This window comes from Segatella copri, from assembly GCF_024330485.1.
GTDB classification, from domain to species: domain Bacteria; phylum Bacteroidota; class Bacteroidia; order Bacteroidales; family Bacteroidaceae; genus Prevotella; species Prevotella copri_L.
Genome location: NZ_JANDWX010000010.1, coordinates 57,182 through 78,987 on the forward strand (window position 1 = coordinate 57,182; position 21,806 = coordinate 78,987).

The window sequence follows — 21,806 nt, forward strand, 5'->3', positions numbered from 1 at the left end:
CGAGAAATCGTCCTATTCGCCTCTTTTTTTATATTTATTATGTAATTTACTTCAATATTTCCTTCTTCATCTTACTGTTCAGCTTCTCGGCTGCAGCATGGGCCTTGGCGTTGGCCTTCATCGCATTGAGCGAGCGGTGGAAACCCTGGATGCGGCCCTCACGATCAGAGAGGGCCAGACTGTCGCCCTTCATATATACAAAGGTGAAGGTATCGCGCTTCGTCTTTTCGTTGATCACCACGCCATCCAGCTCGCGGTGGCCCTGCACCAGAATCAGTTTGCCGTTATAGGCATGCCATTCCGTATACTGAGGCACATCAGGATATTCTACCGGGCTGTCGTCGTCCACATCTTTATTTATCATCACCCTGCCCACGGCCATCGCCTCGCTCATTCGCTTCAGGGTGAAGCCATACTGGCGCGGCACCATATAGGTTTCTACGATGCTGTCGGGCATATTGGCAAGGATTCTCGCCTGCTGGCGCTTGCTCAGATGCGATACATCGCGCAACTTCGGCATCACCGGATAGGTCCAGGTGGCCTTCAGCTGGTCCAGGTCTATCACCATGTCGGCACGGTTCTTCTCATCCTTCTCCTCGCATGGCATCACGCAAACCCAGTCGCCCACCTCTATATCTCCAAACACCTGATGGTTGCGAGTGGCATCCAGAATGTTGTATCTTACGGGGTCGCCACCTCCGTTGGGCAGCAGCACCAGCGCGGTATCCGAGCAGCCCAGGCAGGCAAGTCCGTAGATAGCCCTGTCGCCCTTTGCCGGTTTCGAGAGGCTGATGGCGAGTTTCGAATTGTCCATACGTGGTGGTTTCTTTCCCCTGTGACATGCTGCGAGGGTTGTGGCGGCTAGCGCCAGTATGAGTATTGTCTTGACTTTCATCTTTCTATTCATTATTTCAGATGCAAAACTACAACTATTTTTTGGAAGCACCAAATATTGAATCGTAAAATAATTAAAAAAATAGGTGATATATTTTGTAGTGTCTCGATTTTGCATTACCTTTGCAACCGTTTTTTGGGATCAACATCCCCCTCGTCCTGCCACACACGCCGGATGATGAAAAGAAATAGGACCAACTCAAGAATTATATGCAACAAGAGAATATGACAGACAAGACAAATACACACGCTCTCCCGGCATGGACCGAGGTAGAGTATACCGCATTATGCAAAAACCCGTACCTGTTAACCCCATTCTTCATCCCTAAGGAGGCGAAGTGCTTCACGTGCCGCGAAGATGGCACGAGGGAAGAAGAAAGAATGGTTTTCCTCGTTTTCAAATCTACTGCAGCCCCTACTGATGCCGAATGGGAAGATGATCCTGTTCCGGGCGAGATGTGGGTGCGAGCGCTGGGCGATGACGATGAGGAGATTGAGCCTGCCAAGGTGATTTACCTGGGTCAGGACATCGAGGATTTCATCCGTGTAGCCGCTGAGGACGACCAGACCATCACCTTCGATTTCTGGTGGCGCCACGGCGAGGTGAAGGTGGAGAAGGCTGAGAAGACGGATGACGGATTCGTATGCCGCAAGGATGATTTCGGCGATGACGGACTGGCTGTTACCCTGATTCCTGAGGACGGCGGCAATCCGGTTGTCCTCCGTCTTCAGATTCCTTATATCGGTTTCTCGCTCTACGATGCCGAGGGCAACAAGGTGCATGGCGAGCTGAGCATTCCGCAGGATAAGGTAGATGACTACACCTACGAATTTGTGGGCGATGACAACAACGACCGTTTCACCCTTCAGCTCGACAGCAACAGGCTGGTTTACATGTGTGTATTGCGCCATGAGGACCATCAGCTGGTGGTTCGCAACCAGCGCGACCGTCTTTCGGTAGTAGATCAGATTCCTACCGAGGGCAAGCTTTCTGAGTTGCTGATGAACACGAATTCTGCGCTCATCAAGAACAGGAATCACCGTTGGCGCATTCAGATTGAGGGCACCACGCTGTCTCACGAGGTTGAGTTGAATGTGGATGCAGCCTCTCTGGTAGCGTTTGCTGAGGAGCAGATGCAGAAGGGCATGGAGATTGACGAGCTGGGGCAGCATCTGATGGCACTGGAGCAGAAGTATCATTTCCAGTGGTTCTGGCTGAGTGAGGACGATTGGAGTCATGACAATCCGGTGTTCGACATGTTCATGAAGCAGCTTTGTGCCTTTTCGTATGTCAGTCAGAATCCTGTTCAGGCAGATGCGTTGATGGCAAGGAACTACAAGCGTAAGATTCGCCGTTACAGCAGTATGCTGAAGGCTCACAAGCGTGGCGAGTTGAATCTTTTTGAGGAGAGTGATGAGGTGCGAGCCGAGTATCTCCGCATCTTCCAGGGTTTCCACCAGCCATTCGTAGAGGCCTTTGAGAAGGAGGAAGAGGAATAATCTTTTAAGTTTTATCCCTCACATCCCTCACTTTTCCTCTTCTCAAAACGTTAATCATCTGATAATAAAAGAATTATCTATTTAGGAAAGCGTGATGGATGGATAAAATGTTTACAATATCCATCACGCTATCCATCACTAATAGCCTTCATCTATCACGTTTTTCAGCTTATCTTCTTGCAAAAAGCAAGAAGATCTTTGCAGAATATGGTTATGGGACCTGGCGAAAACGGACCACACGTTGTGCTGCGCTGACTCACGGATATTACTGCGTCGGGGTACAGATATTACTGCGTCGGGATACAGATATTACTGCGTCGGGGTACAGATATTACTGCGTCGGGGTACGGATATTACTGCGTCGGGGTACAGATATTACTGCGTCGGGGTACGGATATTACTGCGTCGGGGTACGGATATTACTGCGTCGGCTAGCGCAGACGTATCCGTAGGCTTATTGAGACGGCTGAATTCGCTGACTGAACTACTTGAGTTAGCAAACTGAACTACTTGAATAGCCCGACCGGGATAAAAACAAAGCGGGCGGACCTCTTCTCACGAAGAAGCCCGCCCTGTTTCCTAATTAAACTTTGTTTTGCATTAAAGAAATGCAATGCTTGAGCAAAAATATTTTTATTTCTCTATCAATCCCTCTACATACTTGCAGAGGATACCGATGCCCTTGAGGTTTTCGCCACCCTGAGGAATGATGATGTCAGCATAGCGCTTGGTGGGTTCGATAAACTGCTCGTGCATCGGCTTCAGGACCTTGAGGTATCGGTCTACCACCATCGATACGGTGCGACCCCTGTCGATGGTATCACGCTGAATGTTGCGTATCAGGCGCTCATCAGCATCGGTATCCACGAACACCTTCAGGTCCATCAGGTCTCTCAACTTCTTGTCCACCAGCGTCATGATGCCTTCGATGATCACAACCGGCTTGGGGTCAACGTGAACCGTTTCCGGTTCACGATTGCATTTGATATAACTATAGGTGGGTTGCTCTATCGCCTTGCCAGCGCGCAGATCAGCGAGTTGCTGGTGCAAAAGCTTCCAATCGAATGCCGACGGGTGGTCGAAGTTGATCTGATGACGTTCTTCCTCGGTCATCTGCGAGGTATCGTTATAATATGAATCGAGGGGCACCACAGCCACATAATGAGGCGGCAGCACTTCTACGAGTTTCTTCACCACAGTGGTCTTGCCGGAGCCTGTGCCTCCCGCAATGCCAATAACGGTCACTTTATCTTTCATATTCTTTCTTCTTTCTATAAGATTTCATCAAACATCTTGCGGTAGAATTCAGCCTTCTTCTCCACCGCCATGGGATAGGCACGGGAACTGGAGGGCATGCGGTACAGACGGAGTCTGCGTCCCTTGAACTGGAATTCTGCATAGTCTCCCATCTCAGGCTTTTCCTTGATACCGAAGTGTTCTGAAAATACCTTCGTGGCAAGCTGACCGGCTGTGAGCACCGCCCTGCAATGGGGCAGCAGGCGGAGCATGCCGTCGAGATCGGCAGGTTGCACGATCTGCAGGTCCTTATCGGATGCCGTATTCTTGGTGCGTATCACCTGCTGTGCGGTATCATAGATGGCGACGCCCTTCTCACTGAGAAATTCCTTAATAGCATCGAGGCGGTAGGTCTTCTTCTCTACATCCACGAAATGGAGCTTATCCTGGAAGTAGATAATCCCGAATATCCTCCACATATCATTCTGGAAGTTGGGATAATACCAGGGCATGCACCACCGCTTTTCTGCAGGCGGAAACGTGCCGAGCATCAGCAGCCGCGCATTATCGGGCAGCCACGGCTCAAAAGGATGATTCTCAACCATTTTCTACTTTTTTTCCTTCACCAGATACATCACTACCGGCAGGTGATCGCTGTAGCCGTTAAGCCATCTGCCGCCTGCCTTGGTACGCAAAGGAGCACCCTTGTACTGGCCCTCCTGCTGGATGAGGTAATCGCGGCGGAAGATGTGGTTCTTCCAGAACTTCAGAGAACTGTAGTCCTTGTGCTTACTATCCTTGTTCAGGAGATTAGGCGTGATGACTATCTGGTCGAAGAGATTCCATGAACCGCTGTAGAACAGGGTTCCCTTGCCCTCCTTGGCCAGGATGTTATACCATGGGTTATACATATCATCGGCACCTACCTCGCTGATTTCAGCTTTCGCCTTCAGCACCTTGTGCATGCTGGCGTCGGTAGGATCATCGTTCATATCGCCCATCACAAACACCTTCATCTCAGGGTTCAGACGGAGCAGACTGTCTTTTACCACCTTAGTCTGGCGCGCTCCGCTCTCGCGATAGAACGGACCGGAGAAACGGCTTGGCCAGTGGCATACGATAACCGCCACATCCTCGCCCGCCAGCTCACCACGTACGGTGAGGAAACCACGGGTCTTGTAGGCAGAATCCTTGGCAAGTTCCTGTACGTAAGGCACCAATCGGGTGTTCTTCACCGTGAAGAGTGCCGGATTATAGAGCAGCGCACAGTCGATGCCTCGCTTATCGGGACCCTCGATATGGCAGAACTGCATGTTTCTTGCCTTGAGAGGCGGCTGTGCGGTGAGATCTTTCAGCACGTTGGCATTCTCAACCTCAGACAGACCGATGAAGGCACAGCCCACGTTAGGCAGCACATCGGTACCCATGTCGGCAAGTGCACGCGACATATTCTTGAGTTTATTGGTATATTTCATACCATTCCATCCCTTAGCAGGGAGATACTCGTAATCATTCTTACCGGCATCATGACAGGTATCAAAGAGGTTCTCCTGGTTATAGAAACCAACAGCATACACTTGAAACTGCCTGTTGCCTGAAGCCTGCGACTTCTTTTTCTGTGCCGTAGCGCCCAGCCCTATCATGAGGAGGGCAGCCAGCAAGAGCAAATGTTTCCTCATACTAATAGTAATCATTAATGTTCACCTTATTATATATAATATATATGTTCACCTTAACGCGGTGAGGTAATAGGCAGCAAAGATACCTAAAAAACCGGAAATATCTCCATAAAAACGAATATTTTTTCAGTTTTCATGCATTTTTAACATAAATAAATTCATTTTTCAAAAAACTTTTTGTTACTTTGCAGCATTAAACACATTGAATCGGAACAGAAGACACAAGACCAGGGACCACGGTAAGTCCCCTTATCGCCTAAACAAGACCTAGCGGGACATATATCATCACTGCTCAAAGAGACTGCTGTTGCCGGTTTATTAATACTTAATACATATAAACTATGCAGAAGAAAGTAAACTTAGCAATGTTAGCGCTCTTCTCGTGTTCATTGGCTATGGCTCAGAACGAAAAGACTGACCAGAACGTAGCACAGGGACTTGACGAGAATGCTTTCACCTTCTCCGAGGCACAGTTGGGCGAGGACGATGACATGTCATCCAATGTCACCATCCTCAATTCTACCAGCAACGTATACGCGAGCCAGGCAGGTTACCTGTTCTCGCCAGCACGTTTCCGCTACCGTGCCTTCAACCAGAAGTACAACGATGTCTATATCAACGGTGCTTCCATGAACGATATGGAGACCGGACAGTTCCGTTTCTCCAACATCGGCGGTTTGAACCGATTCTCCAGAAACGTAGACTTCGCCCTGCCTTTCGAAGCCAACGGCTATTCGATGACCGGCATGGCAGGCTCCAACAACTATGATTTCCGTGCCGGAAGCATGCAGGAAGGACAGTATGCAAGCGTAGGTGTTGCCAACCGCAACTATACCCTGCGCGGACTCTACTCCTACTCCAGCGGATTCAACGAGAAGGGATGGGCCATCACAGCCGGTCTCACCTACCGCTGGGCTAACCGGGGATACGTAGAGGGAACCTTCTACAACGCCCTCTCCTATTTCTTCGGTGTACAGAAGAAGTGGATGAACGGTCACTCGCTGAGCTTCTCTACATGGGGTAACCCGACAGAAAGAAGCACCCAGGGAGCATCTACCGACGAGGCTTACTGGCTGGCAAACGACTACCAGTATAACCCATACTGGGGATACCAGAACGGGCACAAGAGAAACTCACGCGTAGTGAACGACTTTGCTCCTTCGGCTATCGCTACATGGGACTGGGAAATCAACGACCAGATGAAGCTCACCACATCGGTGTTCGGAAAATACTCTATGTACAAGAGCACCAAGCTCAACTACAACAACGCAGAGAATCCACAGCCAGACTACTGGAAGAACATGCCATCAGCCAACTACTATGTATGGGGCGACTACAAGAACGGCAACAACATGTATACCTGGGAAAACTGGAACAATGCCGTAAACTACTGGCAGGCAAGCAAGCAGAACCGACAGATTAACTGGGACCGCCTGTACTATGCCAACCAGCAGGCAGCCAAGAACGGACAGGATCTGCTCTACTATGTTCAGGCTAAGCACAACGACAACCTGACCCTGACCCTCTCATCCGTTCTGAACACCAAGCTGACCCAAAAATCGAACCTGGCTACGGGTATCATGCTCGGAAAGAGTACCAACCAGCACTATCAGACACTGGAAGACATGCTGGGCGGTGCCATCTTCCACAACATCAACACCTATGCCCTGGGCGATTATCCTAAGACCGACCCACGTGTGCAGTACGACCTGAACACAGCCGGTCCTAACAACACAGGCAAACTGGTTTACGAGGGCGACAAGTTCGGTTACGACTATCGCATCGACGTAAACAAGGCAAACGCATGGAGCACCTATACAGCCGAATTCTACAACATGAAGGCGATGCTGAGCGGACGTATCGGATATACCGGAATGAACCGCCGCGGCTATATGCGCAACGGTATGGCACCGAACAACAGCCAGGGCAAGAGCGGCACAGCCAACTTCCTGGACGGTGGCGTAAAGGGAAGCCTGAACGTGGATATGGGCAGAGGCCATGCCTTCAGCATCGGAGCCGGATACGAGCTGCGTGCGCCGATGGCAAGCACAGCCTTCATCTCGCCTGAAATCAGCAACGACTTCGTGACTAACCTCAAGAACGAGCGCATCTTCAGCTCAGAATTCAGCTACCTGTATCGCAACGCATGGCTGAGTGCCAACGTGAGCGGATACTACAGCCGACTGGAGAACGTTACGGAATGGCAGAACTTCTACAACGATGACGAGAACTCATTCACCTACGTGAGCATGACCGGACTGAAGAAGGAATACTATGGTGTAGAGGTGGGCGCTAAGTTCAAGCTTACATCATGGCTCGACCTGAAGACTCTGGGCGCTATGAGCGAGGCGAAGAACATCAACAATGTAAACGCCGTATATATGCTCTCAAAGAGTGCTGAGGTTTACCAGGACAAGGCTTACGTGATGGATATGCGCGAGAGTGGCACACCGCTCACAGTGGGAAGCATCGGTCTCGATGCCCACGTAAACGGATGGTTCGTCAACCTCAATGCCAACTACTACGACCGCATCTACCTCTCTTATTCTCCAAGCTACAGATATGAGAAGGTGCTGACCAACCGCCAGGCTGCCTACAAGGCATTCCCTGAAATCTTTGCTCCTACAACACTCGACGGTATGAGCTGGACTGAGGATGCTGTAGCCCAGGAGAAGGGTCACGGAGGATGGATGGTTGACCTGAGCATAGGCAAGAGCGTGAGACTGAAGAAGGGTTCTCTCAACTTCAACCTCATGATTACCAACCTGCTGAACAACCAGACCATCGTAACAGGCGGATATGAGCAGAACTCACGTTCAAGCTATACACTGGATGTTAACGGCAACGTGAAGAATCCACGCCTCTACCAGTTCTCAAAGAATCCTAAGAAGTATTACACCTGGGGTACCAACGGCATGTTCCAGGTATCTTACAGATTCTAAAGAACAGTTTCTCTTTAACATAAAGAACAGGGAGCAATCCCGTTTCTCTATAACAATAAAAAGAAAGAACAATGAAAAAGATAAAATTCATAGCATTGGCATTCCTGGCACTGACTCTGGGGTCGTGTATGGGCGACGGTTATGCTGACCCAGACCTGACCGAGAAGGTGCCTGCATCTCCATGGGGCAACAACAGCCTGAGGGAGAAGAATGTGATCAGCATAGCAGATTTGAAGACCCAGTTTGCTACGATTATCAACAGCGACAATGGCTACAAGCAGATTGAGAAAGACATGATGATCAAGGCGGTAGTGACGGGCAATGATGTCAGTGGCAATATCTACAACCAGGTGAGCGTTCAGGATGCATCCGGCGCTATCATCATTGCCATCAACGGAAGTGGTCTGTCGGGTTATCTTCCTGTTGGACAGGAGATTCTCGTAAACCTGAAGGGTCTCTATATCGGAAGTTACAAGAAGTTGCCTCAGATTGGCGGTGTGAATACCAAGCTCTCAGATGGAAGTCTGGGTATGGGCAAGATAGAGCGTGCCATTTGGAACGAGCACTTCAAGATTCTGAACCCTGGCGAGGCTGATGCAAACACGGTAGTGCCAGAGGAGTTTGACCTGACAAAGCTTACTGATGCAGCCTATATGAATGCTAACGTGGGCAAGCTGATGACCCTGAAGAAGGTGAAGTTTGCTTCTGCCAACGGTACTAACGTATGGGCACCAGATGATACCAATACGAGTCTGGAACTGATTGATGCCGAAACGGGCAAGAGAATCAGCAGCAGCAATCTGGTAGTGCGCAACTCGGGTTATTCTAAGTTTGCCAACGAGGTGATTCCAAAGGGTGTATTCGATATCACCGGTATCTTCACCCGTTACAATAACACCTGGCAGATTGTGCTTCGCAGCACAGATGATCTGAAGGCATCAGAAACAGGCGGTACATTGGAGAAGCCTTACACCGTGGCTCAGGCACTGGAGAAGATCAATGCCGGTACAGCAGGCGATGCTAAGGTTTATGCTACCGGTATCATCGTAAAGGTGAAAGATGTAGATACAGGCACGTATGGTAACGGTACATTCGTTATCTCTGACGACGGTAAGGATACAGAAGGCAAGACTCTCGAGGTATTCCGTTGCTTCAACATCGATGGTGCAAAGTGGACAGAGGAAACCAAGAAAATCCTTGTACCAGGCAAGAAGGTGGTTGTATCAGGCACCCTGCTTGATTATAACGGCACCAAAGAGATTAAGGGTGGCAATCTCATCTCTATCAAGTAATTACTGATTATCAAAATAGTAACAATATTTAAAAAGACAATAATATGAAAAAGTATATATTTTCAGTTTTGATGGCGGCAATGGCTGCCTTCACATTCAGCAGCTGTGAGGACGTTCCTGAGCCTTATACACAGCCTACTCAGCCTGGTGCTCCAACCACAGCAGAGGCTAAGGGTACAGGTTCTGCTGCAGACCCATTCAACATTGCCGGTATCATTAAGTATATCGAAAATGGCGGTAGCGCAGATCAGGAAGTTTACACCAAGGGTAAGGTGGTATCAGTTAAGGCAGGCAGCTTTGATGCCAGTTTTGGTAGTTTGAAGTATTATATTTCTGATGATGGTACTACGGCTAACCAGTTCTATGTTTACAATGGCTATGCTGGTCCAAATCGCACAAAGTTTTCAGGCGAAGATGCTCTGAAGCCAGGCGATGAGGTTGTTATCTGCGGTAAGGCAAAGAACTACAACGGAACCAACGAATATGATACAGGTAACTATCTTGTATCTCTCAATGGTAAACCAACAAGTGGGTCTACAACCCCTGATACTCCAACCGACGGTTACATCAATGAGACATTCAGCAAGAGCTTCGGTTCATTCACAGCCAAGACCATTAAGGGCACAGCATGGGTTATCGACTCTTACGGCTATGCAAAGGCTACAGGTTACGATAATGCCTCTAAGACAACAACTCCTTCAGAAAGCTACATTGTTTCTAAGGCTATCGACCTCTCTGCATCTAAAAGCGCGACATTGGAGTTCTCTTACATTCTCCGCTATGTTACAAAAAATGGTGCAGCCGTTGAGGGAGTAAAGAATCAGGTTCTCATCACAGACAATTACACCGGTGACCCAGCAACAACCAAGTGGACTGACATTACTGGCACAATGAAGGAAGGTGTGGATTGGAATACCTGGGAAACCTACAAGCACGATCTCTCAGCCTTCAAGGGCAAGAAGAATGTAGTTATCGCTCTCCACTATGCCTGCGCAGCTTCATCTGGAACATGGGAAGTAAAGAATCTATCAGTAAAAGAGGCTACAGGAGAAACTCCTGACACCCCATCTAAGCCTGATACTCCTGCTACCCAAGATGGCATTACCATCAACGACCTGACCGTAACTTTGGCTAACAACGGTGTAACAGCCGGCGAAAGCCTTAAGATTGATGACGTCAGCGCATTGAAACCTGATGCTACTCTTACAGAAATCAAATTGTCTGACGGCACAGTTATCGCATTTGACAAGAACAGTGGTACAAACGCTCCTGCTTACAACTCAAAGTTTAATGAGTTGCGTATCTATGCAAACAACAAGATGACTTTCACAGCCAGCAAGCCTATCGCAAAGATTATCTTTACATGCACATACGATACAAACAAGAACTGGAATGCTGTAGGTAACGAAACTGCTACTGTAGTATTCTCAGGAAATACAGCAACCTATACAAATACATTCAGCGGTACAGGCGGTGGCGTTCAGCTCCGTATTGCCAAGATGGAAATCGTATACGCAAAGTAATTCCTCTAGTAGATATTATGTATTAGAAAAAATACCAATCCCCATCGTCCTCTACACAAACAGAGGCGATGGGGATTTTTTTTCATCCATTAAAAACATAGGTGTCAGGAGGGAACGCGAACCTACGTATTATGCTCATTTCTAAAATATTTCTTAAAAAGAAGAAGAAATATTTGGTGGTTTCAGGAAAAAAGCGTAACTTTGCAGCCTGAAATTGATAACAGGCTATAATGGGCATGCCCCGATAAGGGACACGAAATGATGCAACGAGCATCCCCATGACGTCTAATTTTAATAACCCAATAAAAATAAAAAAGAAAAATGAAAAAAGGTATTCATCCAGAGAATTATCGTCCTGTAGTATTCAAGGATATGTCTAACGGCGATATGTTCCTCTCTCAGTCTACATGCAAGACTAACGACACTGTTGAGTTCGAAGGCGAGACTTATCCAGTTGTTAAGATTGAAATCTCTAGCACATCTCACCCATTCTACACAGGTAAGAGCAAGCTCGTTGATACAGCGGGTCGCGTAGACCGCTTCATGAACCGTTACGGCAAATTGAAGAAGTAATAATATACCTTTTTTATAAGGATATATTTATTATCGCAAAGATACTGAGTGCATTCCAGCGTAGTTGCATATACGTAGGAATGCACTTTTTTTCTCTCACTACAAATCCTCATGCAATCGATTTCTACATACATTTTTATATAGAAAGTACTTAATCTTTAACTTCAAAACATTATCGAGAATTATGAAGCATACTAAGTTTTTTATCTTCGCGCTCGTTGCTGCGATGACGTTCTCTGCCTGCGGCACAGACGATACCCTACAGTTCTATTATCCTGAAAATGGCGGTAATACGGGTGGTGGAAGCACAGGTGGCAATACCAGTGGTGAATCAACCGATAAGAACAACACAAACAAGAATGTGGCTACTGCCAACATGCCACAAGTGGTAAGAAACGCTATCGGCGGTCTGGAGTTTCCAAAGCTCAAGAATAATGGTACCAGCTATGCCATCGTTCACATGGATAATACAACAGGTATGTTGAACTATTCTACAGAATGGGATGACAACATGAAGAGCCAGAGATGGAGCTGCTATACTTTCCACACCGGAAACACGGCATCTAACGTAAAAAGATGGGATGCTCCTCAGGGCGAGCGCCAGTATCCATGGGATACAGATTTGCAAGAACAGTGGGGAATCACAGATTTCACAGAAGACCCTACTCCTACAACTCAAGGCTTTGACCATGGTCATATCTGCCCTTCTGCTGACCGCAAGCTCAATCTGACACAGCAGAAACAGACTTTCTTCATGACCAACATGCAGCCTCAATATGCCAATTTCAACCAGCGTGGAACATGGTATAAAATGGAGGAAGATCTTCGTACCAAAGCTCCAAAGATTGACTCAGATACCCTCTTCATCGTGAAGGGCGGTACCATCGACCCGGTGGGCAGCGAGAGTAATCTCCTGGGCTGGAAGAAGAAGGGTGCTTCTAGCGAAACCCAGAAGCCAGGCTATATCCCAATACCAAAGTATTTCTTTGTAGCAGTACTGAAAAAGGAGCTAAACAAGAGCACCAACCAGTATACATACAGCGCTTTCGGCTACTGGTTCCCTCACGAGAACAAGGCATTTGAAAAGGGCGATCAGCTCGGCAAATATGTGGTAAACATCAAGACGCTGGAAGACAAAACCGGCATCGACTTCTTCTGTAATCTCCCTGATGAAATAGAGAAGGATGTAGAAAACCAAGATGCAGAAGCTCTCAAGAAACTTTGGGGCTTTAAATAAATCAGGCTATATACAAACAAAGAATCCGCTCTCTCAAATCAATGAGAGAGCGGTTTCTTTTGTTTATATCATCATCTTCTCGGCAACTTCTTGATTGTATGTGGCATGAATGCCCTGCCGGTAGCCTTACCGAAGCTAGGAGCTACAGAATCGGTTGAAGCAGAACGGGTCTTCTTACGGGCTCCACTCGGATTGTAGCGCACTAAATCGATTTGCATCACATCACCCTTAGCCTTACCTGTTCCTATCATATAACCATAGAACACATCCTGCCCCTTTTCATCACCCAGATAGAAACCATATTGCTTAGCACCTGCATCCATCACATAGGTAGCACCAGAATCATTATAGCGGATATAAATATCACCATTCTTATCGATGTACCAGGTAAACTTCAGAGTCTGGGATTCATTGCTTCCATCATCGGCATAATCCACTTCTACACCATTACCACTGAGCGAGTTAACCTTATCACCCGCCTGATAGAACGTCATCTCGGCATTGAAACTGTAGTTATTGCGAGACTGGCCGTCCTCAGCAAGTTCAGAGAGCATCACAGAGCCTCTCCAGTCGCCTGTAAGAGTCTGAGCCTCCGACAGCAGGTAATCATCCTGAGAGCCGTTAGAACCGTTGTTCCAGTCGCCCTGGTTCCATCCCCAGCCACCATGATTATAGTCATCATACCAGTAATAATCATCATGCCAGTAATAATCATCATCACATGAGGTGAATGAGAAAGATGCTGCAGCTATCGCCATCCACATCCATATCTGCTTAAACTTTTTCATATCTTGTTTCCTTTCTTCAAACTAAATTCCTTATTGCCTTACTTCACTACAAAGCGGCGAACAGGCTTCTGATTATCATCTGCCACCTTAACATACTCTACAGAATCCTTAGCTCCGCGAGAAACAATCTGGGTGTTCTCCAAGCCCGAATGCTGCTTGCTGTAGCCCCAACCGTCATCGTAGTCCCAATCGTAGCCCCAGTCATAATCGCGCCAGTTATAGCTGTAAGAATCACGATAAAGTTCGAAATAAGCACGGTTGCCGTTATCAGCCTCTACATATCCAGAGAACTTGCGGTCGCCCAGAGCATAATCGTAAATCACAACATCGCTACCCTCATCAAGAAGAGTGATATAGATGTTTCTGTTGCGTACTGTCCAGGTAATGCGGTTTGCTATATAATTGTTGCCATGCCAGTAATTTCCCTTAAAGTAATCGATCCAATAGCCTGTACCGGAATAGATGCCATCATTCTGGTCGAATCGGATTACCGAGTAGAGGGCATTCTGATTACCATATTCTACCAACATATTACCCTTCCATGTACCATCGAGGGTGTATGCAATATCAGAATCATCATCACATGAGGTGAATGAGATGCTCATCAAAGCTATGAAAGCCATTGTGAGAAGAGTAGTAAACTTTTTCATATCAATTTATCAGTTAAGTTATTTATATTCTTATATCTTCTATACTTTTGAGTTCTCGAAGAACAGCATTCTTTCTTGAACTCGATGCAAAGGTAGTGGTTTTTGCGGCTACCACAAAGGGGAAAAGGATACAAACTGAGGGGGAAATCCCTATTCTTTAGAAAAACATGAAGAAAATTCAGAAATAACCAATAGCGAAACAACATACGCTAAACAAAAGAAAAGCAGGGAGATAACAACCAAATATTACACCTATTCTATGAAAAGTGGAAGATTTTAAGGCGCTAACATAAAAAAATACACCTAAAACTACAATATCTCATTTATTTTCACTACCTTTGTTGCGATTAATAAACGTATACGAATAAAAAATGATGAAAAGAAAATTATATATCACCCTATTAGGACTGCTCTCTACCATCATGACAGCAGCTGTACCCTACTGCGATGTGAGAAAATTCTCTATCACAGACGGACTCGCTGCCAATACCATCTCAGACCTCAAACAAGGTAAAGACAACCTCATGTGGTTCAGTACATGGAACGGACTGTCGTTCTATGACGGCTACAAATTTCATACTTTCAGAGACAACCCGGATGATATTGACGTACTGTCAACCAACCGTATACTGAAAATAGAACCATCCTATAACAACAACGTGTGGTGTATCACATACGACCACAAGCTCTACGTATACGATACCCACTTCTGCCGGTTCTTTGCTGTAGGACAGAAATTCAACGAACTGTTCAACATCGACCTGCGCGTGAGCCAGGTATACCCATTGAAAAACGGAGCTACATGGTTTACTTCAGAAAATGGAAAATACATCATCCGATCAGCAGGAAGAACCTTTGATGAGCGGAACATAGAACTCATCAAAGTAGGAGAAAAGGGACTCAGAAGCGGAAATGTATGGTACATCCATCGAGATATACACGGAAGAGAATGGGTGCTTACCGACAAAGGCGCATACATATATCATTCGAAAATTCCAAGCAAACTGCCTTTCAAATGGCTCAGAGGGGTGGGAGAAGATGAGTTCCTGGCAACTGAAGACGGCAAACTGGCAAAATATGACCTGCAGAACCGACTCACCATGATACCAATGCCGGAAGGCGTAACCCGTATCAACCAACTGAAAAATACAGGTTACCAACTCCTGCTGGCAACCAATCTGGGTGTTATCATCTACAACCCGCGCACCTTCAAGTTTGATATCATCAACGTACAGAGCCCGAGTCAGCCTCTGGCAGAGGTAAAGAAGATTTATACCGATGATTTCGGTATGGTATGGGCATTCACTGACGGCATGGGAGTAACCCTCGTCAATCCGAAGACCGGACAGAAACAGTGGCTCTTTGCCGACCAGGACGACCCGATGGACCGCACAACCTGCGAAAGCAATTTCATCACACAAGATGAACACAAGACCCTCTGGGTAGTGCCAAGAGGAGGAACCTTCAGTTATTTTGACCGCAAGGCAGGAAAACTGGTGCCTTATCTGCTGAGAAGCAATTCATCGGGCAACTACCGCATACCGAAGATTACGAAATATGTACTCTCAGACCAGGGAATCCTCTGGCTGACAGGCTCTCACGACCTGACACAGGTAGTCTTCAAATATCACCCTTATATTATCAACAAGCTGGATGTGGGCGAAGACGAAGTGTTCTCGGTGAATGCATCGCCAGACGGACATATCTGGGCTGGTTATTACAATGGTATAATCCAGGTGCTCAACGCATCCTACCAAAGCATCGGATACCTGTCGCCAAGCGGACAGATTGTGCCACAGCAGGTAAACTTCACCGAGAAGGGCATCATGTCTATCCACTTCGATATCAAGGGAAGAGCATGGATAGGAACCAACGGAAATGGTGTCTATCTGATAGATAAAATGCAGGTAAGACACTTTGTTTATGATGCCAACAACCCGTCATCGCTGCCGTTCGACAAGATACAAGACATTGTAGCCGACCGCACCGGACGCATCTGGATAGGTACCTACGGAGGTGGGCTGGCACTTGTTAACGAGGCGGCAGACGGCAGTATCAGTTTCATCAGTAAACGAAACGGCCTGCCTTGGGAGAAACAGCACTACGACCGCATACGCCGCATCTGCTGCACCACTACGGGAACCATTCTCGTAGGAACTACAGATGGTCTCATCACCTTCAGTGATGCCTTTACAAACGCAAGAAAGATCAATTACCACAAGACCTACTACATACCGAACGATACAACAAGTCTGGCTGCAAACGATATGAACAATATCATGGAGCACACCAGCGGCAAGATGTATATCTCGCAACAGGGCGGTTTGATGGAAGAGATTGTGAGCAAATCGCTCCTGCAAGACAACCTGAAGATGAAATACTTCCATGCCATCGATGTTAACGAAGGCATCGTACAGGGCATGGTAGAAGACAACCAGGGAAGAATCTGGGTAATCAGAGAGTCGAGTATCGACTGCGTAAACCCGAAAACGGGCCAGTGCAATGTGTTCGGACCTAACGATTTCGACTTCAACATGTCGTTCTCGCAAAGCCGTCCTTACCACGATCCGGCAAGCAACAACATCTCGGTAGGTACCCCGATGGGACTGATTACCTTCAATCCGGCTACGCTGAAGAAGAGCAACTACCAGCCTAAAGTCATCTTCTGTTCCCTCCATTATAGCGGAGAGAAGGAGTCGGAACCTATCCTGCACAAGGATAAAATAGTGATTCCTGCCAACAAGCGAAACCTGACCATCAACTTCGCATCGCTCGACTATCAGCGCAAGTATCAGACCAAATACCTCTATCGCATAGATGGTTATACAGCTCCAGGCGTGTGGATATCAAACGGAAGCAACCATACCATCGGCTTCAACCGTATCAGTCATGGCGATTACGTACTCAAGGTGAGAGCCACCAACTCTCACGGTGTATGGAGCAAGTATGTGGCAGAACTGCCTATCGAAGTGCGCCCTACCTTCTGGGAAAGCATCTGGGGCAAATTTCTGATGCTGCTTCTGCTCTTCGGTATCGTAGGCGCAATCTTCTATACCTACAACCAGCGCCAGCGCGAGAACGTAACCCACGAGATGAGCATGCTGAAGAACGAGTTCTATAACGATGCTGCCAACCGTCTGAGAACCCCTCTAACGCTCATCGGAGCCCCGGTAAAAACCATTCTAGATACCGAGCCGGGTATCACCCGAAAGGGCAAGGAACTGCTGAGAATGGTAATAGACAATGCTAACGAAATGCTGGTAATGCTGGACAAGGTTCAGAGATATGGTAGCAATGCAAACTTCCATACGAACAGCGGTCTGACCGAGGAAGATTACGACCTGGCAGAAAGAGAAAAAGCGAATGGCCAGATTGACGACCACAATGCATCTGACTATCTGGAAGAAACCAACAAACAGAAAGAAGAAAAGGATGCAGAGGCAGAACGCCTGGAAGAAATGGGCAAGGAACAGAAAGAAGCACAGGAAGAAGCGGAACTCAAAGACCAGACAGTACTGGTAGTAGAAGACAATGCCGACCTGCGCAAGTTCCTCTACAGCATTCTCTCGCCTACCTATAACGTGCTGCTCTCAGAGAACGGAAAGGCTGGCTTGGTAATGGCGCGCAAGGAGATACCAGACTTTATCCTCACGGACGTTACCATGCCTGTGATGGATGGTTTGTCGATGATTCACGAGATCAAGCAGGATACCACCCTCAACAACATCCCTGTGATGATTCTCTCGGCCAAGGCAAGCGTAGAAGACCAGCAGCGAGGTTTTGATGAAGGAGTTGACGCCTATATCACCAAGCCATTCTCTACCCCTTATCTGCTCGGCCGAATAGAGGCTATCCTCACCCAGCGCCGCAACATTCAGGTGGATATCATCAGGAAACTGAAGGAAGCTGGCGATAAAGATGCCATAGCAGCCTTGCGAATACTGCCTGCAGCAGCTCCTCTGCCTGCTATTAACCAGGCTGAAACTAGTGCCGAGAACGAAGCGGTTGACCCAAACAGCGAGCTGGCATTGATGGCGGCACAGATGCAGGACAGAACCATGATGCGTGCCTTCAGGTTTATTGTTGAAAATGCAGGCAACCCGGAACTCAAGATAGATGATATCTCGAACGAAATCGGTATGAGCCGAAGCGTACTATATAATAAGGTGAAAGCAACGACCGGAATGACGCCGGTAGACTTCGTTCGCCATATACGTATCAAGAAGGCATGCGAGATGTTGCGCAAGACAGACGATACACTGAGCAGCATCGCCTTTGCAGTAGGTTTCACCGACCCTAAGTATTTCTCGAAGGTATTCAAGAAAGAAACGGGTATCGTGCCTACTGAATACCGAAACAGAACGCAGGGATAGCCCGCATCATTACAGATGAAAGCAGTCATCATTACTGATGGCTGCTTTTATCTGTATTGACAAAAAAGTAATACATATTACAGGACATATCTTCAGTTGTTGCCGAGCACAGCCTTCTTCGTTATCGTACACAGCAAAACGTTCAAGCAAGGAAAAAAGCAGAATAGTCATAAAATTGAGCCATTTTGCTTTGTTTTTTGACCGAATATTGCAAAAAAGTATAAAAATGGGGGGGTATTTGATTAATTTTCCCTTTTTACTGAAAAAAAACTGAGAAAAAGTTTGGTGTTACAAGAAAATGTAGTATCTTTGCAACAAGTTCTTAGAAAAGTTAAATGATAGATTAATCGTAAACCTCTTTTTCTTTGTTTTTTTGAGGAAAAAGAGGTAAAGAAAAAGAAATGCAGGGTTTGTGAAAATCCTGCATTTTTTATTTTTACAACTTTCATACAGGCCGTTATGTAGTCTTATAATCTACACACCTTTCTATTCACAAACCCAATTATCTACGGAATCTATATACTCTTAACTGCGATACTATCTACATTATATATATTACGCACAGAACTTTCGCATGTGGTTCAAGTACGGGCTGAAGGCCCAAAAGCTCCTAGCCCAGGGCAACACCCTGGGTATGATGGCAATCAGCAAGACGCCCTGTAAGGGCAAAAGCTTTATGTTTTATCTGGAGTTTTAAAGCTTTTGCCCTTACAGGGCGACAGGTTTGAGTCCAATTACCCAGGGCGATGCCCTGGGCTAGGGGCTTCTGCCCTTTCAGGGCGTATGGGACAAAACTTGCGAAAGTTCAGTTATGCTTATTCCTTCATCTATGATTTTGTTCGATTTTTAGAATTTTTAAAAAAACTCTTGAAGTATTCTAAGAGAAAAGTAGTATCTTTGCACTCTAGATCATATAAGTTGAGATCGGAAATATAGATAACACATACATAAAGATAAAAAAAATGAGAACTGTTTACGAATTTTCTGTTAAAGACAGAAAGGGAAAGGATGTTTCCCTCAAGGAGTATGCCAACGAAGTGCTGCTCATCGTTAACACCGCCACAAAGTGTGGTTTCACACCTCAGTATGAGGAACTGGAGAAACTTTATGAGACCTATCATTCTCAAGGTTTCGAAATACTTGATTTTCCTTGCAACCAGTTTGGTCAGCAAGCCCCTGGTACAGATGAAAGCATTCATCAGTTCTGCAAGCTTACATACGGCACAGAGTTCCAGCGCTACAAGAAGATCAAGGTAAACGGAGACGATGCTGCCCCTCTCTTCAAATTTCTGAAAGAATGTAAGGGCTTTGCTGGTTGGGACGAGAGCCACCCTCTCTACCCTGTTCTCGACAAGATGTTGAGCGAGGCTGATCCTAACTACAAGGAGAGTGCCGATATCAAGTGGAACTTCACCAAGTTCCTCGTTAACAAGAAGGGTCAGGTTGTAGCCCGCTTCGAGCCTACCACAAGCTTCGATGTCATCGCTAAGGCTATCGAAGAGTGGTTGAACTTCTAATGAAAGATAGAAGTCTCGAACTGAGAATAGAATTTCTAAAAAAAGAGAATAGAATCTCTAAATAAAAAGCCAGGTTGCTTTTCGCAGCCTGGCTTCTTTTATATGTGATATCGTTATTTCAATATATCTCAAAGAATAATTGTCAACTGTTTGCTATAAACTATAAACTATTAACTGTAAACTATTAGTCAACCTTTGGCACATCCTTGAGGAACTGCTGGATTTCTTCATCACTTACTGAATAATTGTGCAAATCGCCATTAATATAGCTATCGTAAGACGGCATATCGATAAGACCATGGCCTGAGAGGCAGAACAGGATAACCTTCTCCTTGCCCTCTTCCTTAGCCTTCAGAGCCTCACGTATAGTGGCTGCAATCGCATGGCAGCTCTCTGGAGCAGGAATGATACCCTCGGTCTGTGCAAAGAGCATACCCGCCTTGAATGACTCCAGTTGAGGGATATCTACACCATGCAGGTAACCATCCTTCAGAAGCTGGGAAATAATCATGCCCGCACCATGATAACGGAGACCACCGGCATGAATGTTGGCTGGCTTGAAATCATGACCCAAAGTAAACATTGGCAGCAATGGAGTATAACCTGCCTCATCACCGAAATCATACTCAAACTTACCGCGAGTCAGCTTAGGACAGCTCTCCGGCTCTGCAGCTATAAACTCAGTATGGCGCTCGCCTGTGAAGTTGTGACGGAGGAATGGGAAGGCAATACCACCAAAGTTACTACCACCACCGAAACAAGCAATCACCTGATCAGGATACTCACCTGCCATCGCCATCTGCTTCTCTGCCTCTAGACCGATGATGGTCTGGTGAAGTGCCACATGATTGAGCACGGAACCCAGTGTATACTTACAGCCCGGTGTGGTTGTAGCCAACTCAACAGCCTCACTGATAGCTGTACCGAGCGAACCAGGATGATGAGGATCGCGTGTGATGATATTCTTACCGGCACGTGTACTCATGGAAGGAGAACCCTCTACAGTGGCTCCAAACGTACGCATGATGCTGGAACGGTATGGTTTCTGCTGCATGGTAATCTTTACCTGATAAACTGCTGCCTCCAGGCCGTAGAGTTTTGCTGCATAAGAGAGGGCTGCACCCCACTGTCCTGCACCAGTCTCTGTAGTGACGTTGGTATCACCCTCCTGCTTACAGTAATAGCACTGAGGAATCGCTGAATTGATTTTATGAGAACCTAACGGGTTGGTACTCTCATTCTTGAAGTAGATATGCGCCGGAGTACCGAGTGCCTCCTCAAGGGCATAAGCACGTACAAGAGGGGTTGAACGGTAGAAGGTGTACTTCTCCAGCACATCTTCTGGAATGTCAATCCAGGCATGCTCTGTATCAAGTTCCTGCTTTGAGCACTCCTTATTAAATACGTGTGACAAATCATCAGCACTCATTGGCTGGTGAGTCTGAGGGTTCAACGGTGGCAATGGCTTGTTAGGCATATCTGCCTGAATGTTGTACCACTGAGTAGGAAGTTCCTGCTCGCTTAAGATGTACTTTTTCTGTCTCATATCTATATATATGTTTAAAATTGTTGTATGCCTGAACAAAGGTACAAATAAAAAAT

15 protein-coding genes are annotated in these 21,806 nt (G+C 46.8%); 8 read left to right on the forward strand and 7 right to left on the reverse strand.

Features of this window, described 5'->3' with window-relative positions; all coding sequences use genetic code 11:
• Nucleotides 1-46: 46 nt before the first annotated feature.
• Nucleotides 47-895 (reverse strand): hypothetical protein, encoded by an 849-nt coding sequence (locus NNC77_RS07630; RefSeq protein ID WP_233338368.1) that lies wholly within the window; start codon nt 893-895, stop codon nt 47-49.
• A gap of 224 nt (nt 896-1,119) precedes the next feature.
• Here NNC77_RS07630 and NNC77_RS07635 point away from each other — a divergent pair, with 224 nt between their 5' ends.
• Nucleotides 1,120-2,394: a hypothetical protein gene (locus tag NNC77_RS07635; protein ID WP_117691547.1), complete on the forward strand. Its 1,275-nt coding sequence runs from the start codon at nt 1,120-1,122 to the stop codon at nt 2,392-2,394.
• A gap of 633 nt (nt 2,395-3,027) precedes the next feature.
• Here NNC77_RS07635 and udk read toward each other — a convergent pair.
• From udk to NNC77_RS07650, 3 genes are read right to left on the reverse strand one after another with little or no spacing between them, the layout of a single operon-like run.
• Nucleotides 3,028-3,651 (reverse strand): uridine kinase, encoded by a 624-nt coding sequence (gene udk / locus NNC77_RS07640; protein WP_117691549.1) that lies wholly within the window; start codon nt 3,649-3,651, stop codon nt 3,028-3,030.
• A gap of 14 nt (nt 3,652-3,665) precedes the next feature.
• On the reverse strand, nt 3,666-4,235 hold the full coding sequence (locus tag NNC77_RS07645; RefSeq protein ID WP_254970487.1) for a uracil-DNA glycosylase family protein: 570 nt from the start codon (nt 4,233-4,235) through the stop codon (nt 3,666-3,668).
• Nucleotides 4,236-4,238: 3 nt separating this feature from the next.
• Nucleotides 4,239-5,309, reverse strand: a complete 1,071-nt coding sequence (locus NNC77_RS07650; protein WP_254970517.1) for an endonuclease/exonuclease/phosphatase family protein — start codon at nt 5,307-5,309, stop codon at nt 4,239-4,241.
• A gap of 341 nt (nt 5,310-5,650) precedes the next feature.
• Here NNC77_RS07650 and NNC77_RS07655 point away from each other — a divergent pair, with 341 nt between their 5' ends.
• The 5 genes from NNC77_RS07655 (at nt 5,651) to NNC77_RS07675 (ending at nt 12,876) form a co-directional block, all read left to right on the forward strand.
• Nucleotides 5,651-8,251, forward strand: coding sequence for a TonB-dependent receptor (locus NNC77_RS07655; protein ID WP_254970489.1), 2,601 nt, complete (start codon nt 5,651-5,653; stop codon nt 8,249-8,251).
• A gap of 71 nt (nt 8,252-8,322) precedes the next feature.
• The gene (locus NNC77_RS07660) at nt 8,323-9,543 is read left to right on the forward strand and encodes a DUF5689 domain-containing protein (protein WP_254970491.1); all 1,221 of its coding nucleotides are present in this window, start codon (nt 8,323-8,325) and stop codon (nt 9,541-9,543) included.
• A gap of 44 nt (nt 9,544-9,587) precedes the next feature.
• Nucleotides 9,588-11,066, forward strand: coding sequence for a hypothetical protein (locus NNC77_RS07665; protein ID WP_147346993.1), 1,479 nt, complete (start codon nt 9,588-9,590; stop codon nt 11,064-11,066).
• Nucleotides 11,067-11,387: 321 nt separating this feature from the next.
• On the forward strand, nt 11,388-11,639 hold the full coding sequence (locus NNC77_RS07670) for a type B 50S ribosomal protein L31 (protein ID WP_006847266.1): 252 nt from the start codon (nt 11,388-11,390) through the stop codon (nt 11,637-11,639).
• Between the two features lie 184 nt (nt 11,640-11,823).
• Nucleotides 11,824-12,876, forward strand: a complete 1,053-nt coding sequence (locus NNC77_RS07675) for a DNA/RNA non-specific endonuclease (protein ID WP_254970492.1) — start codon at nt 11,824-11,826, stop codon at nt 12,874-12,876.
• 71 nt (nt 12,877-12,947) lie between these two features.
• On the opposite strand, the gene NNC77_RS07680 is transcribed toward NNC77_RS07675, so the two are convergent.
• Entirely contained in the window at nt 12,948-13,664 is a 717-nt protein-coding gene (locus NNC77_RS07680; protein WP_254970494.1) for a hypothetical protein, read from the reverse strand.
• Nucleotides 13,665-13,702: 38 nt separating this feature from the next.
• Nucleotides 13,703-14,314 carry a hypothetical protein gene (locus tag NNC77_RS07685; protein WP_254970496.1) on the reverse strand — a complete coding sequence of 204 codons (612 nt, stop codon included), beginning with the start codon at nt 14,312-14,314 and terminating at the stop codon, nt 13,703-13,705.
• A 374-nt stretch (nt 14,315-14,688) separates the two neighbouring features.
• Between NNC77_RS07685 and NNC77_RS07690 the strand changes: the two genes are divergently transcribed.
• Nucleotides 14,689-18,687: a hybrid sensor histidine kinase/response regulator transcription factor gene (locus NNC77_RS07690; RefSeq protein WP_254986870.1), complete on the forward strand. Its 3,999-nt coding sequence runs from the start codon at nt 14,689-14,691 to the stop codon at nt 18,685-18,687.
• A gap of 962 nt (nt 18,688-19,649) precedes the next feature.
• Nucleotides 19,650-20,204, forward strand: a complete 555-nt coding sequence (locus tag NNC77_RS07695) for a glutathione peroxidase (protein WP_006847257.1) — start codon at nt 19,650-19,652, stop codon at nt 20,202-20,204.
• Nucleotides 20,205-20,388: 184 nt separating this feature from the next.
• Here NNC77_RS07695 and NNC77_RS07700 read toward each other — a convergent pair whose 3' ends face one another.
• Nucleotides 20,389-21,750 (reverse strand): TrpB-like pyridoxal phosphate-dependent enzyme, encoded by a 1,362-nt coding sequence (locus NNC77_RS07700; protein ID WP_254970499.1) that lies wholly within the window; start codon nt 21,748-21,750, stop codon nt 20,389-20,391.
• Nucleotides 21,751-21,806: the final 56 nt, after the last annotated feature.